The organism is Streptomyces sp. NPDC092370 (assembly GCF_044755265.1).
In the GTDB taxonomy this organism is placed as follows: Bacteria; Actinomycetota; Actinomycetes; order Streptomycetales; family Streptomycetaceae; genus Streptomyces.
The window spans coordinates 254,041-267,487 of sequence record NZ_JBIVQO010000007.1 but is presented as its reverse complement, the minus strand read 5'-3'; the positions used below and the strand labels follow the sequence as shown (position 1 = coordinate 267,487).

The window sequence follows — 13,447 nt, the reverse complement described above, 5'->3', positions numbered from 1 at the left end:
ACACGGGGGGACGAGGCGAAGGACGAGGTCGCCCAGCAGCCTTGGCCACCGGTTGATAGCCGCTGCCCGTACGGCAGTAGGGTGACGCCCGTGGCACCACGACCCTTGCATGAGATCGTCGAAGCGGGCTGGGCGAAGGCCCTGGAACCGGTGACCGAACGCGTCGCCGCGATGGGGGACTTCCTCCGCGCGGAGATCGCCGCGGGACGCACCTATCTGCCGGCCGGGCCGAACGTCCTGCGGGCCTTCCAGCAGCCCTTCGACGACGTGCGTGTCCTGATCGTCGGTCAGGACCCGTACCCCACTCCGGGGCACGCGGTGGGGCTGTCTTTCTCGGTCGCTCCCGAGGTGCGGCCGCTGCCCGGCAGCCTCATCAACATCTACCGGGAGCTGACCGCCGACCTGGGACTTCCCCAGCCGTCCAGCGGCGACCTCACGCCGTGGACGCGGCAGGGCGTGCTGCTGCTCAACAGGGCGCTGACCACCGCCCCGCGCAAGCCCGGTGCGCACCGCGGCAAGGGCTGGGAGGAGGTCACGGAGCAGGCCATCCGGGCCCTGGCGGGGCGTGGAAAGCCGCTGGTGTCCATCTTGTGGGGCCGTGACGCCCGCAATCTGCGTCCGCTCCTCGGCGACCTGCCCTCCGTCGAATCCGCCCACCCCTCCCCCATGTCGGCCGACCGGGGCTTCTTTGGATCCCGTCCGTTCAGCCGGGCGAACGACCTGCTGATGCGTCAGGGTGGCCAACCGGTGGACTGGCGCCTGCCGTGACCGGGGCGCCGGAGGGTTCCGGGTTCCTCGCCGTGGACTCCGGCGGCTCGGGTCTGCGTGCCGTGCTGGGGACCGCCGAACGCGGTCCGCTGGCCCGTCGGGCCTGCGACGAGCCGGTCCGCACGGGCGAGCGGGGCATCGACCCCGAGGACCTCATGGCGCGACTCGTGCCGCTGGTACGTGCCTTGACCGCCGAGGCCGGACCGGTGCCGTTGGCCACCGTGGTCGTCGGCGCGGCCGGTCTGGCGTCCCTGGGCGACGGGCTGCGCGCCGAACTGCCGGGTGCCCTGGCCCGGGAGTGGGGCGTGCGCACGGTCGCGCTGGCCGCCGATGCCGTGACCGCGTACATGGGCGCGCTGGGGCCACGTCCCGGTGCCGTGATCGCCGGCGGTACGGGACTGGTCGCCATCGGCACCGATCTGACCGGCTGGCGGCGTGCGGACGGCTGGGGGCATCTGCTGGGCGACTGCGGGGGCGGTGCCTGGATCGGCCGGGCCGGTCTCGAGGCCGCGCTGCGCGCCCACGACGGGCGTACGGACGGCTCGGCCCGCCTGCTGGCCTGCGCCGAGGAGATGTTCGGGCCCGTCGCGGGGCTGCCCGGGGCGCTGTACCCCCGTCCCGACCGGCCCGCCGTCCTCGCCTCCTTCGCGCCTCGTGTGGCCGCCTGCACCGGTGAGGATCCCGTCGCGGCGGGCATCCTGCGCGCGGCCGCCCGGCACGTGGCCGACTCCGCGGCGGCCGTGTGCCCCTCCGGCGGTGAGTCGTGTGTCGCCGTCACCGGCGGCCTTTTCAAGCTGGGCGCCCCACTGCTCGGGCCTGTGGACGAGGAGTTGGCGCGGCGGCTGCCGCGGGCACGGCGGCTGCCGGCCGAGGGCGATCCGCTGCACGGAGCGGTGCGCATCGCCGCCGAGCTGAGCGCCGGTGCGCTCACGCTGCCGGGTGACGAGAGGATGTTGTCCGTGACCACCCGGTCGGGTGATTGATCCAACCGTATCCGGTCCGTACGTAACTCATCAGACAAAACAGGACGGATACCGCTCACCTGCACCCTCCCCGAACAGGGGAACCCTGGAAGCCAGTAACATGCGGCGCCATGAGTTCCCCCACTGGGCCCGCGGATGGCCTGCCCGTACGAATGCCGCGCCCCCGCCAGCCCGGACGGCACCGCCGTCCCGAGCCGCTGGTTGCTCCCGAGGGCGCGCCCGCGCTCGTCCTCGCCGTGCCGGGGACGCCCAGTAGCGCCACGCGCAGCCTCGCCGAGGAGGTCGTGAGCATCGCCCGCTCCGAGCTGCCCGGCCTCGAGGCCCGCATCGGATACCTCGACGGGGACAACGCGGAGTTCGCCTCGCTGCAGGCCGTGCTCGTGCACGCCGCCGAGGAGCGCACGGCCCGTTTCGAGCAGGCCCGGGCCGCCGGCCTGGACGTCAAGATGCCCGACGGCCCCGTCGCCGTCGTCGTGCCGCTGCTCGCCGGCCCGGACAGCGCGCTGCTGCGCCAGGTCCGCCAGGCCCTCATGGAGAGCCGCGTCGCCGCCGAGCTGACCGATGTCCTCGGCCCGCACCCTCTGCTCGCCGAGGCGCTGCACGTGCGGCTGTCCGAGGCCGGTCTGGCCCGTGCCGACCGTGCCCGGCTGTTCACCGTGGCGACCGCCGCGGACGGCATCATCCTGGCCTCCGTCGGCGGTGACGAGGCCGTGCAGGCGGCCGGGATCACCGGCATGCTGCTCGCCGCGCGCCTCGCCGTGCCGGTGATGGCGGCGGCCCTGGACCAGGAGGGCTCCATCGCGTCCGTCGCCGAGCAGCTGCGTTCCTCGGGCTCGCGCCAACTGGCGCTCGCGCCGTATCTGATCGGCCCGGAGATCGAGCAGGGCCTGGTCGAGGAGGCCGCGAAGGAGGCGGGCTGCTCCGCCGCCGAATCGCTCGGCCCGTACCCGGCGATCGGCAAGCTGGCGCTGGCCAAGTACACGACGGCCCTGGGTATCGCGCCGCAGCAGGCGCAGAGCGCGCCGGCCCGCTGAGGCGGGACGTACCGACGGGAAGGCCCGCTCCGGGTTCGGAGCGGGCCTTCCCGTCGTAGGGCCGCGCTCCGGGCGGGACCTCTCCGTCAGCCCAGGACCACGCAGGACGCGGCCGTCACACCGAGGGAACCGGCGCGTCGTGGCACGCCCGTACGCGGGTCGACGGCGAACCAGGTCACCTCTCCGGAGCGCTCGTTCGCGACGTACAGGAATCCGTCGGAGACGGTGAGGGCGCGCGGCCAGTGGCCACCGCAGGGCACCGTGGTGACGAGCCGCAGTCCCTCGCCCTCCACGGCCAGCACGGACAGGACGTCCTCGCCGCGGGTGGCGGTCCAGACGAAGCGGCCGTCGGGCGAGGCGACGATGCCCGAGGGGTAGGCGTCACGTGCCGGTGCGCCGGACAGCACCGGCGTCTCGGAGAGCGGCGTCAGCACGCCCTCCGCCGCGTTCCAGCGGCAGAGGGTGATGGAGGGGCTCAGTTCGTTGACGACGTACGCGTGCGAGCCGTCCGGGTGGAAGGCCAGGTGGCGCGGCCCCGAGCCGGGGCGCAGGGCGGTCTCCCGGTGCAGGGCGAGAGCGCCGTCCGTCAGCGTGCACACCCGCACCGAGTCCGTGCCGAGGTCCACGCTGACGGCCCACCGGCCGCTCGGGTCGGGCTGCACCTGGTGGGCGTGGGGCCCCTGCTGGCGGGGCGTGTGCGGCCCCGCGCCGGTGTGCCGGAGCACTCCGGAAGCGGATCGCGCGAGGGTGCCGTCGGGGCGGACGGGGACCGCGGTGACGCTGCCGGAGCCGTAGTTGGCGGTCAGGACGTGACCGGCGAACAGGGCGAGGTGGGTCGGACCACTGCCGTCGACCGGGACGGGCCGCCCGGCCGGCTCGGGCTGGTCCCCGTCCACCCGGTACGCGGTCACCGCGCCGTCGGCCGTTTCACTGACCGCGTACAGCGTCCCGCCGTCGGGCGAGAGGGTGAGGCAGGAGGGGTCCGGAACGGAGTTCACGCTGCTCAGCACGGTCAGCGCGCCGCTGTCGGTGTCGACCTGCGCCGTTACGATCCCCGGACCGCCGGCCGCCGTGAACGACCCGATGAACGCCCGCCGCCCGCCGTCCGCCACCGCTGTCTCCCTCTCGCCGTGCCGCCCGGAAGGACCGCGCAGCCGATCATGCGCGGTCTAGACCAAGCGGTCAAGGGGGCGGGTCGCCCGGTCGGCCCCGGGCCCGAGTCAGGGGCGGCGACCGGTCCGAGGCCGATTGCCGGGCCGGGAGCCCAGTGTCTGACCTCCCCACCGGGCGGCGGGCCCCACGCGGCACGCGACGGCCGGCCCCACACCGACCCGTGCCTCCCGGGACGGAGAGCGCCCCTCAGGCACCCACCAGCGGGGAGCCCGACGGCGCGCGCAAGGGACGGGCCAGTTCGGACAGGGCTCGTTCCAGGCCGTGCAGATGGGCCAGGGCCGGTTCCGCGTGAGGGAGCCCGTCCGCGTGGACCGCGATGTCCCTGCCCTCGGTGAGGGCCTCGACGGCGGCCTCCACCCGTCGGCAGGCCGTGGCCAGACGGGCGTCGTGGGAGGCCTCCGGGTCGGCCGCGACGGCCACCAGGCCGCGGATCTCCCGGGCACAGTCGTCGAGGAGGGCGAGCACGTGCCGGGCGCGCCGTTTGCGGCCGAGCATCGGGTTCAGCGGGTGCACGAGCGGGGCGACGGAGAGCCGTACCCGGGCGAGGAGCTGCTCCAGCTCCGCCACCCGCGGGGCCGGGTCCGCGTCCTGCGCCCCCGCCAGGCGGCGCGCGGTCTCGACGGCACAGGCGTGCACACAGCGCAGGGCCCGCCGGATCCAGGCGTCGGTGATGCTGTGGGTGGTGACGGGCAGGACGAGGATCACGGCCAGGGCGGCGCCGAGCGCCCCGACGCCGGTCTCGGCGAGACGCAGGGCGAGCAGGTCCGGGCCGAGGACGCCGAGAAGGCCGTAGAGCAGTCCGGCGAGGAGGGTGACCCAGAGCATCATCCAGGTGTAGGACACGGCGGCCGTGTAGAAGATGCCGAAGACGCAGACGGCGGCGAGCGCGGCCGTGACGGCCGGGTCGCCGTGCACGGGCACCGCCACGAGCAGGCCGAGGGCGATGCCGATGACCGTGCCGAGCAGCCGCCGGAAGCCGCGGACCAGGGTCTCTCCGCGCGAGGTGGTGTTGACGAAGATCCACCAGGTGGCGCCGACCGCCCAGTACCAGCGCTGCCCGGACACCAGCTGGCCCACGACGAGGGCGAAGCCGGCCCCGGCGGTGGCCTGGATCGCCTGGCGGGTGGTCACGCGGGCGAGACCCGTGCCGCCCGGCGGCGCGGGCACGGCGGGCACGGGCCGGCGACGCTCGTAGCACCACAGACCGAAGCGCACCACGGCGGCGGCGAGGACGGACAGCAGGACCGAGAGGTACAGCTGGGGCAGCTGGTCGGTGGTGGCATCCAGGAACTGCGCCACGAAGAAGGTCATGAACGCGAACACACCGAGGCTGTGCCCGCGCGGCCCCCAGCGGCGCGCGTACACGCCCGCGCCGACCAGGGCGAGGAAGGTGAGGTCGCGGGCCACCGGATGGTCGTGCAGCTCGGCCGCGGCGGTGAGCACCGGGAGGCCGACGGCGGGCAGCAGCGCGGTCGTGACCGCCTGGCCGCGGACCGTGGCGTCGGTGACGGTGAACAAGGCGAGCAGGGCGGCGAGACCGCCGGTGACGGCACCCGCGAGGGAATGCCCGGCGAGGCCGCACACGGCGACCGCGAGCGCGATGCCGAGCACGGCGCGCGCGCCGAACCGCAACCGCGTCCGCCCCGGATCAGGAGCCATGAACACCCTCTTCAGCACCGCTTACCGCCCCTTTCGAAACGCCGGCCACGAGTAGGCACGAAAAAGGCGCCGCGGGGTCCGCAGCGCCATCGACTCCCCCATATGAGCATCTCGGAGGCCACTGGCTCAACCGGCTCCTTCTAGACTGGTCCATTGGTACTGTCGGCGCGGCTGAGGGGCGGCCGCGGCAGAGCCAACGGCCGAGGAGGACGCGCCATGCCCGTGGACGAGCTCGACACCCGCATCCTGCGGTTGCTGCTGGAGCAGCCGCGCACGAGCGTGCGCGAGTACGCCCGGATCCTCGGCGTGGCACGGGGCACCCTGCAGGCCCGGCTCGACCGGCTGGAGCGCGATGGCGTGATCACCGGCACGGCACCGGCCCTCTCCCCCGCCGCACTCGGACATCCGGTGCTCGCGTTCGTGCACATCGAGGTCACCCAGGGTCATCTCGACGAGGTGGGTGACGCGCTGGCGGCGGTACCGGAGATCGTGGAGGCCTTCTCGATCACCGGTGGCGGGGATCTGCTGGCCCGGGTGGTGGCGCGGGACAACGCGCATCTGGAGGACGTCGTCCAGAAGCTGATCAGCATGCCCGGGGTGGTGCGCACCCGGACCGAGGTCGCCCTGCGCGAACGCGTCTCCCACCGGATGCTGCCGCTGGTGGAGTCGATCGGGCGGTCGGCCCGCGGATGATCTTTGAGAGCATGGCGGCATGAGCCCGCTCCACGGAATATCGGTCATCTTCGATCTCGACGGAACGCTCGTGGACAGCGAGCCGAATTACTACGAGGCGGGCCGTCAGACGCTCGCGGCATTCGGAGTGGCGGACTTCACCTGGGCTGACCACGAGCGGTACGTCGGCATCAGCACCCAGGAGACCGTCGCGGACTGGAAGGACCGCTACGGCCTGCGCGCCCCGGTGGACGAACTGCTCGCCGCCAAGAACCGCCGCTATCTGGAGCTGGCCCGCGGCGCCACGCGCGCCTACGCCGAGATGCGCACCCTCGTCGAACTGCTGGCGGCCGACGGCGTTCCCATGGCCGTGGCCTCCGGCTCGTCCCCGGAGGCCATCTCGGCGGTACTGGCCGGAACCGGGCTGGACGCGCACCTGTCCGCCGACGAGGTCGCGCACGGCAAGCCCGCTCCCGACGTCTTTCTGGAGGCGGCCCGCCGGCTCGGCGCGCCCCCGTCCGACTGCGTCGTACTGGAGGACGCGGCTCCGGGCGCCGCCGCCGCGCACGCGGCGGGCATGCGGTGCATCGCGATCCCGTACGTCCCGGCGCAGGCGGACGCACCGGAGTTCGCCACCGCGGATCTGCTGCTGCGGGGCGGCCAGGGGGAGTTCACGGCGCGGGCCGCGTACGCCTGGCTCGTGAGCCGGGCTCGGCTGTCCTGACGTCACCTCTCCCGTGATCCGCACGCCCATCACCGGCAAGCCGGAACACCTGGCACCGGCCCGGTTGTTCGGCCTGGACCGGCTGATCGACGCGTGCGCGGCGAACACCGACATCCTGGACGGGCTGCACGCCGGCCAGCACATCCCGATCTTCACCGGCTCCGTGCGGCTGTCGGGCGAGGAGCCGTGCCTCACCTCGGCGAGAACTTCTGGGACATGGTCGTCCCGCACCGCATGTACGGTATCGGCGGCACCAGCACGGGCGAGTTCCTGAAGGCCCGGGACATGATCGCGGGCACGATCGGTGGTGCCACCGCCGAGACCTGCGCGTACGACATGCTCAAGCCGAGCCGCACCCTGTTCGTCCACGAGCAGGGACCCCGAGGACATGGACCATACGAGCGGGCCCTGTACAGAAGGTGGGGTTGTACCGCGACGCCGGTCTGTCCGGCGATCCGTCTCCGTCCCCCACACCCGGTGCCGGACGCACCGCTGCACTTCCCTCTGGACGGGACCGCGTGGGCGCCGTTCTCCGAGGGGACGGAGGAGCCGACGCACGCCCACTTCCGGCGCGTCGAGCCGAAGCTCGTGTTCGGCGGCCGGGACCCGGGCGACGCCAACCGGCGAAGTCCGACGGGACCACGCTCCTGGAAGAGATCGGGGCCGGGGCGCCCTTCCCGGGCAAGGGGGGCGCTGGTGGCGCGGGTACGGTCCACGGTGTCCGCGTGGGTGACGGCCCGCCTGCTGGGCAGGGCGGACGGGGAGACGGTGGTGGCGACGGCGGCAGCGGCGTCGTACAAGCCCTGAGCACCCGTCGGAGGGATCGGGTCCGGCGTCCGGGCGAGCGCCGGAGACGACCGAACTTTTTTACGGCAGAGGTGATTGTTTCGCCCCTGGCATCCGTACCTCTTGGTGTTGGGCCGTTCATATCCCAGGAGGCACGATGCGCATCTCGCGCAGCACGGCAGGAACCGCGTTCGTGGGCGGTGCGTTGATCCTTACGCTCACCGCGCTCGCCTACCCGAGCATGCTGGGCGTGCAGAACGCGGCTTCCGGCCAGGACCGCATCATCGCCAACACCCAGTGGGGCCCGCTGACCGAGGCGGACCGCGACTTCGTGGTGCGCGTGCGCGCGGCCGGCCTGTGGGAGTACCCGCTGGGGCAACTGATCAAGCAGCGGAGCTCGTCGCCGGAGATGCAGGAAGTCGCCAAGCACCTGCTCGTGGGTCACGGCCGGCTCGACGCGGGCTGCCGCAAGGTCTCCACGGACCTGGGCATCACCCTGCCGAACGAGCCGTCGCCGCAGCAGCAGCAGTTCGTGGCGACGGCCGAAGGCAGCACCGGCAAGGAGTTCGAGTCCACGGCCGTGACCATCATGCGCGTCGCGCACGGGGGCATCTTCCCGGCGATCGCCAAGATCCGGGCGACCACCCGGAACAGCCTCGTGCGGGAGCTCGCCGACACGACCAACGACACCGTTCTCGACCACATCACGGTCCTGGAGCAGACCGGCCTGATCAACCAGGAGCAGGTCAGCTTCCAGATCACCTCCCCGCCCAAGCTGCCCCAGGAGCAGACGACACCGCCGCCGCCGCAGCAGGGTGCGCCGGTCCGCGTGCTGCCGGTCCCCGAAGACCTGAAGGACTTCCAGACGGTCGCCCCCAATCCGTCCTTTGGAGCGCCGGCGCCGTCCCCGTCGGCAAGCTGAGCGGGTACGGGTGCGGGGCCGCGGTCCGTCCGCCGGCCCCACACCCGCGAACGACGGCTGGCCCGGGCCGCACGCACGACGCCTGCCCCGGGCCGCACGCACGACGCCTGCCCCGGGCCGCACGCACGACGGCCGGTGTCGGCGCCACGGTGACGGTCGGCCCGGTACTACGAACGCCGGCGCGGCTTGCCGCGCCTGTTGCCCTTGGGCGCGCCGCTTCCGCTCCTCCCGGTGCGCTTCGCCCCCGCCGACTTGCCGGACACCGGCTTGCGCCGGGCGCCGCCCCGGTCCGCACCGGTGGATTCCCCCCGCGCCGAAGGCTGCTGACGCCCCCGGGTGCTGTTGACCGTGCGGCCGCGGACGATGCCGATGAAGTCCTCGACTTCGTCCGTCTTGGCGTCCTCGGGCCAGGCGAGGGCCACACTCGACTCGGGGGCGTCCCTGAGGGGCCGGTGGGTGAGGTCCTTGCGGTGGTGCAGGCGGGCGAGCGACAGAGGGACGACGAGGACGCCGATGCCCGCCGCGACCAGCTCGACCGCGTCGGCCGTGGTGGCGGGCCGCTCCAGGGCGGGCCGCCCGGGCAGGCTGTCCCAGTCGAGGACGTCGTCGAGGGGGTGCAGCACGACGTCGTCGGCCAGGTCGTCCGGCGCCACCTCGTCGACGGCCGTGACCAGGTGGTCCTTGGGCACCAGGACGACCGTCTGCTCGGTGTAGAGGGGGATCGCGCCGAAGGCCGTCCGGTCCACGGGTGTGCGGAGAAGTCCCGCGTCGGCGTCCCCGTCCAGCAGCAGTTCGGCGGCCGCTCCGGCGGGCACCTGCGTGAGGATCAGCGGGACATCGGGCTGCCGCTCGTTCCAGACGCGCACCCATTTGTCGGGCATCACCCCGGGGACGTAGGCGAGCCGGAACGAGGGGGTTGCATCCGAGCCTGTCACCTCGCCAGGTTACCGGGCGTGGTCGGCCATCGTGCACACGCTCGATACGCTGGACGGCATGACGTCGCACCAGAGCACCCAGACGATGAAGCCCGCGACCGCGGCGAAGAAGCTGGGTGTGTACCTCGAGGCCACCCCCGCCGAATTCCGGGAGGGTGTCGTCTCGCGCGCCGAGCTGAACGAGCTCCAGGCGAATCCGCCGCAATGGCTGCAGGACCTGCGGCTCAACGGCCCGCACCCCCGGCCGGTCGTGGCCGCGAAGCTCGGTGTCTCCATCGCGGGACTCGCCCGCGCGGGTGTCACCGAGCCCCTCACCACCGAGCAGATCGAGGCGCTGAAGCAGGAGAGCCCCGAGTGGCTGGAGCGGGAGCGCGCCACCCAGGCGGAGGTCCGCAAGGAAGCCGCCCGGATCAAGAAGAAGAACGCCGAGCGTCAGGACTGACCTGATCACCCTCCATTTCGAACCTCCTCTTCGCACCTCCCTTTCGCACGGCCCCCACCGGATCATCCGGTGGGGGCCGTGCTGTTTCCCCGTGTTCCTGGGCCTCACGCGGGCTCGCCGCCGAGACGGCCGCGGAGAACGCCGGCCTGTCCCGGGTCGTCGGCCTCAAGGACGGCATCGAGGACACCAGCCGTCGGCGGCGTTCCCCGGGTAGTGCGTGTCGCAGGAGTGGTCGAGGCGGGGGACGGCCGCGGCGACGTGGGGCATCGCTCAGGCTGATGCCCAGATGCGAGGTGGAGTGCATCGACGGGGCCAGTCCGAACGCCTCGCACCCGATGGCCGGTTCGCGGGTGTGGCGCAGCCCGCCCCCCGTGGTGGTGGTCGGTGAACAGCACCTGGATCGCGTCCTGCTCGACGGCGGGCCTGAGGTGCTCCCCGGCGATCACACACCAGCCGGGCGTGCCGGAGCAGCGCCGACGGAGGGGTCGAGGTGCCGGCCGGACCGGGGCCGGGCGTCGAACTCGACCACGACCGACCGGAGCGGCTGCACCGGCGGTACGTCGATTCCGGGCTGCGCAGCCGGGACGACACCGGCTGCATGCGGCGGTTCAGCCGGACTACGAGCCGAGGCTTCCCCGCCGGTGACATCCGTGCGCCCCTCCCGGCGGAGGGGCGCACTCCCCCGGGTGACCGAGCCCGTAGCGCGGCCGGACCTGCGCGAAGTTGACCGCAGCGTTACGGGACGGCACCTTCGATTGCCCTGATTCGACCGGGAGGGGCCCGTCCCAAAACGCCAGGCCACGCCACCCCTTCCGGGGCGTAGAAATATCTACGACCATGACAACGGCCGGGCGGCGCGCGGAACCCCGCGGGTCACCGGCTCGTGTCCCGTGCGCCAGACCGCGGCGCCGCCGACTGTGCTTGGGGTGGCCATGCAGAGCGTCATGTGGAAGCAAGCCGTCGAGTGGCTCGCCGCGGCCGCCACGGACCCCCAGGAGTGCAAGCGTGAGTGGGACTACGGCACGGGGACGGCACTGGTGGAGGCCGGGCGGTACTGGGACGTCCTCAGCGTTCCCGACCGGCTCGGCCTCCTCGCACTGGACATCCTGTGGCGCGACCCGCTCAAGGTGCCGGGCCCCACCCTGGTGGATTGCGCCGCGCGAAGAGTGGGGTTCTTCCTTCCGCCGGATCCCGTCAGCGAGTGGATCGGCTTCGGGGTACGGCACGTCGGGCGGGGTTCCTGGGTCGCCGTTCCTCCGCCGTACCGGCCCGCCGGGCGTCTGGAGTGGCTCGTCCCGCCGGACGGAACCGGCGCCCTGCACACGCCCGGCACCCTCGAAGCGGCCCTGCGGGAGGCCAGCGGCACCCTCGCGGTGCTGACGCCGGTCAGCGCGGAGCCGGTGGTGAGGGACGGCTGGTGAGGCGGGCGCCGGACGAGGGTGCCGCCGCCCCCGGGGGGCGGCCGGGGGCAGGGCGGGTACCGGCGGGAGCGGCCGCCCCCGGGTGCCGGCCGGCAGCCGGCTGGGGAGCGGCGGCCGGGTGCGGGGCGGCGGCGACAGGACTCATGTGCCGGCCGGCGGTCCACGAGGTGACGGTGGTCCACGTCTCGCTCTCGGCCGGCGCCGCGAAGGAGACCCACTGGCCGTCGCGGTGCTCCGGGACGGTGTGCCCCCGGGCCTCCCACTCGGCGAGCAGGGCCGCGTAGATCGGCGGATGTCCCGCGTATCCGCTGGTGAGTTCGGCGTACGAGCGGGGCGCGGCGTCGCTCCCGGGAAGGCGCCGCACCGTCTCCGTGCTGTCCATGCCGGGCAAACGCGGCCCCGCGCACCGGTGGTACGCGGGCCGGGCCGCGTCCGTCGGGTCGAGTGAACCCGTCACCCGTACGGCGGCACGCGGATACCGGACAAACATCCAGTCAGGCGGTCGCCCGTTCAGAGCAGAGGACGGTTCCAGGCCGACCCGTCACTTCCAGACCATCCCGCCGCCCTCGGCCCCGCCCTGCGGAACGTCGTTCCCGGGCCGGACGGAATCCTCGACCGGGGCAGGCGCATCCGGTAACACTGACCTGACGTCGAGAAACCGGTACGACGGCAGGGAGAGGCCATGTCGCAGCGCCCCGACCTCCGGCAGCGCAGGGCCGTGCTGGAGCACGAGTGGTCACGCTGGGTGCCGCGGCTGACCGTCCCGGGCGCGCGGCCGGGCACCGCGGCGCTGCGCCACGAGGTGACCGAGTCCTGGGCGCGTTCGCTGGGCAGTGTGGACCCGGGCCGGGACAGCGCCCCGCTCACCGACGACGGCCGGGTGCACCAGCGCTGGACGGCCTCACCGCTGTACGGGCCGGTGTCCGCACTCGCCGGGGAGCTGCACAGCATCGGCGAGGACGCCGGGTTCGTCACCGCGGTCACCGACGAGTCCGGCACGATCCTGTGGACCTGCGGCGGTCCGGGCATGCGCCGCCTGGCCGAGCGGGTCAACTTCGCGCCGGGCGGCCGCTGGGACGAGCAGGCCATGGGGACGAACGCGCTGTCCCTCGCCCTGCGCACCGGCCGCCCGAGTTCCGTGTTCTCCGCGGAGCACCTGGTGTCGGCCCTGCACGGCTGGGTCTGCTACTGCGCCCCCGTGCACGACCGGGACGGTCGTGTCCTCGGCGTTCTGGACCTGTCCACGACCTGGGACCGCTCGCATCCCCTGGCCATGTCCACCGTCCGCACACTGGTGGCGACGATCGAGGCCCGCCTGACGACGGAGGCTCCCCGTCCGGGCCCGCTCCGGCTCACGTGTCTGGGCTCCGAACACGCCGTGCACGAAGGACGTTCCCTCCGGCTGCGCCCCCGCCAGCTGGAGATCCTCACCCTCCTCGCGCTCGAACCCGAGGGCTTCACCCCGGAGCGGCTGCGCGCCGCCCTGTACGGCGACCGGCCGGTCACCTCGTCCACCTTCAAGGCGGAGATCTCCCACCTGCGCCGGGCGCTGGGCGGCGCGATCTCCCCCCGTCACTACGCCCTCACCGCCCCCGTGTCCTGCGACGCCGCCGACGTCCTGCGCGCACTGGAGCAGGGCGACACCCACACCGCCCTGCGCCGCTACGGCGGTCCGCTCCTGCCCCGCTCCGAGGCACCCGGCATCGAGGAGTGGCGCACCCGCCTCGACGTGGCGGTACGGCAGGCGGTGCTGGCGAGCACTCGCCCCGAGCACGCCCTGCGGTACGGCGAACGGGCCCCTTACGACGCGGAGATCCACGAGCACGCGCTGCGTCTGCTCGGCCCGGACGACACGCGCCGCGCGATCGTGGCGGGCCGGCTGACGACGGCGCTGCGGGACTGGGACTGACGGACCGGACGAAGAACCT

Annotated in this window: 13 protein-coding genes and 2 pseudogenes; 10 read left to right on the top strand and 5 right to left on the bottom strand. The window is 73.6% G+C overall.

The window, feature by feature from the left end; all coding sequences use genetic code 11:
• The first annotated feature begins 90 nt into the window (after nt 1-90).
• From ACIQHQ_RS22630 to ACIQHQ_RS22620, 3 genes are all read left to right on the top strand, one after another.
• Nucleotides 91-768 carry a uracil-DNA glycosylase gene (locus ACIQHQ_RS22630; protein WP_402614086.1) on the top strand — a complete coding sequence of 226 codons (678 nt, stop codon included), beginning with the start codon at nt 91-93 and terminating at the stop codon, nt 766-768.
• Nucleotides 765-1,751, top strand: a complete 987-nt coding sequence (locus ACIQHQ_RS22625; protein ID WP_402614083.1) for an N-acetylglucosamine kinase — start codon at nt 765-767, stop codon at nt 1,749-1,751. The genes ACIQHQ_RS22630 and ACIQHQ_RS22625 overlap by 4 nt, the downstream gene beginning before the upstream one ends.
• 110 nt (nt 1,752-1,861) lie before the next feature.
• Nucleotides 1,862-2,785 (top strand): sirohydrochlorin chelatase, encoded by a 924-nt coding sequence (locus tag ACIQHQ_RS22620; RefSeq protein WP_402614080.1) that lies wholly within the window; start codon nt 1,862-1,864, stop codon nt 2,783-2,785.
• A gap of 86 nt (nt 2,786-2,871) precedes the next feature.
• On the opposite strand, the gene ACIQHQ_RS22615 is transcribed toward ACIQHQ_RS22620, so the two are convergent.
• Nucleotides 2,872-3,897: a lactonase family protein gene (locus tag ACIQHQ_RS22615; protein WP_402614078.1), complete on the bottom strand. Its 1,026-nt coding sequence runs from the start codon at nt 3,895-3,897 to the stop codon at nt 2,872-2,874.
• 247 nt (nt 3,898-4,144) lie between these two features.
• On the bottom strand, nt 4,145-5,635 hold the full coding sequence (locus ACIQHQ_RS22610; RefSeq protein WP_402614076.1) for an FUSC family protein: 1,491 nt from the start codon (nt 5,633-5,635) through the stop codon (nt 4,145-4,147).
• 198 nt (nt 5,636-5,833) lie between these two features.
• Between ACIQHQ_RS22610 and ACIQHQ_RS22605 the strand changes: the two genes are divergently transcribed.
• The 4 genes and pseudogenes from ACIQHQ_RS22605 to ACIQHQ_RS22590 all read left to right on the top strand — a co-directional run bounded on the left by ACIQHQ_RS22605 (nt 5,834) and on the right by ACIQHQ_RS22590 (nt 8,721).
• Complete coding sequence (locus ACIQHQ_RS22605) at nt 5,834-6,310, top strand: Lrp/AsnC family transcriptional regulator (RefSeq protein WP_031111300.1); 477 nt, start codon at nt 5,834-5,836, stop codon at nt 6,308-6,310.
• Between the two features lie 19 nt (nt 6,311-6,329).
• Nucleotides 6,330-7,013, top strand: coding sequence for an HAD family hydrolase (locus tag ACIQHQ_RS22600; protein WP_402614073.1), 684 nt, complete (start codon nt 6,330-6,332; stop codon nt 7,011-7,013).
• Nucleotides 7,014-7,106: 93 nt separating this feature from the next.
• Nucleotides 7,107-7,367: pseudogene (locus tag ACIQHQ_RS22595) on the top strand (beta-L-arabinofuranosidase domain-containing protein); the annotation flags it as partial.
• 589 nt (nt 7,368-7,956) lie between these two features.
• A complete protein-coding gene (locus ACIQHQ_RS22590) occupies nt 7,957-8,721 on the top strand; it encodes a DUF4142 domain-containing protein (RefSeq protein ID WP_402614070.1) in 765 nt (254 codons plus the stop codon).
• Nucleotides 8,722-8,888: 167 nt separating this feature from the next.
• Here ACIQHQ_RS22590 and ACIQHQ_RS22585 read toward each other — a convergent pair whose 3' ends face one another.
• Nucleotides 8,889-9,656 carry a LysR family substrate-binding domain-containing protein gene (locus tag ACIQHQ_RS22585; RefSeq protein WP_402614068.1) on the bottom strand — a complete coding sequence of 256 codons (768 nt, stop codon included), beginning with the start codon at nt 9,654-9,656 and terminating at the stop codon, nt 8,889-8,891.
• Between the two features lie 58 nt (nt 9,657-9,714).
• Here ACIQHQ_RS22585 and ACIQHQ_RS22580 point away from each other — a divergent pair, with 58 nt between their 5' ends.
• Nucleotides 9,715-10,098: a DUF5997 family protein gene (locus ACIQHQ_RS22580; protein ID WP_402614065.1), complete on the top strand. Its 384-nt coding sequence runs from the start codon at nt 9,715-9,717 to the stop codon at nt 10,096-10,098.
• Between the two features lie 192 nt (nt 10,099-10,290).
• On the opposite strand, the pseudogene ACIQHQ_RS22575 reads toward ACIQHQ_RS22580, so the two are convergent.
• Nucleotides 10,291-10,547, bottom strand: a pseudogene (locus ACIQHQ_RS22575) (enolase C-terminal domain-like protein); the annotation flags it as partial.
• 483 nt (nt 10,548-11,030) lie between these two features.
• On the opposite strand from ACIQHQ_RS22575, the gene ACIQHQ_RS22570 reads away from it, so the two are divergent.
• Nucleotides 11,031-11,519, top strand: a complete 489-nt coding sequence (locus tag ACIQHQ_RS22570; RefSeq protein WP_402614530.1) for a hypothetical protein — start codon at nt 11,031-11,033, stop codon at nt 11,517-11,519.
• Here the strand turns inward: ACIQHQ_RS22570 and ACIQHQ_RS22565 are convergent.
• Nucleotides 11,485-11,901, bottom strand: a complete 417-nt coding sequence (locus tag ACIQHQ_RS22565; RefSeq protein WP_402614062.1) for a hypothetical protein — start codon at nt 11,899-11,901, stop codon at nt 11,485-11,487. The genes ACIQHQ_RS22570 and ACIQHQ_RS22565 overlap by 35 nt on opposite strands.
• Nucleotides 11,902-12,201: 300 nt before the next feature.
• On the opposite strand from ACIQHQ_RS22565, the gene ACIQHQ_RS22560 reads away from it, so the two are divergent.
• Nucleotides 12,202-13,428, top strand: a complete 1,227-nt coding sequence (locus ACIQHQ_RS22560; protein WP_402614060.1) for a GAF domain-containing protein — start codon at nt 12,202-12,204, stop codon at nt 13,426-13,428.
• Nucleotides 13,429-13,447: the final 19 nt, after the last annotated feature.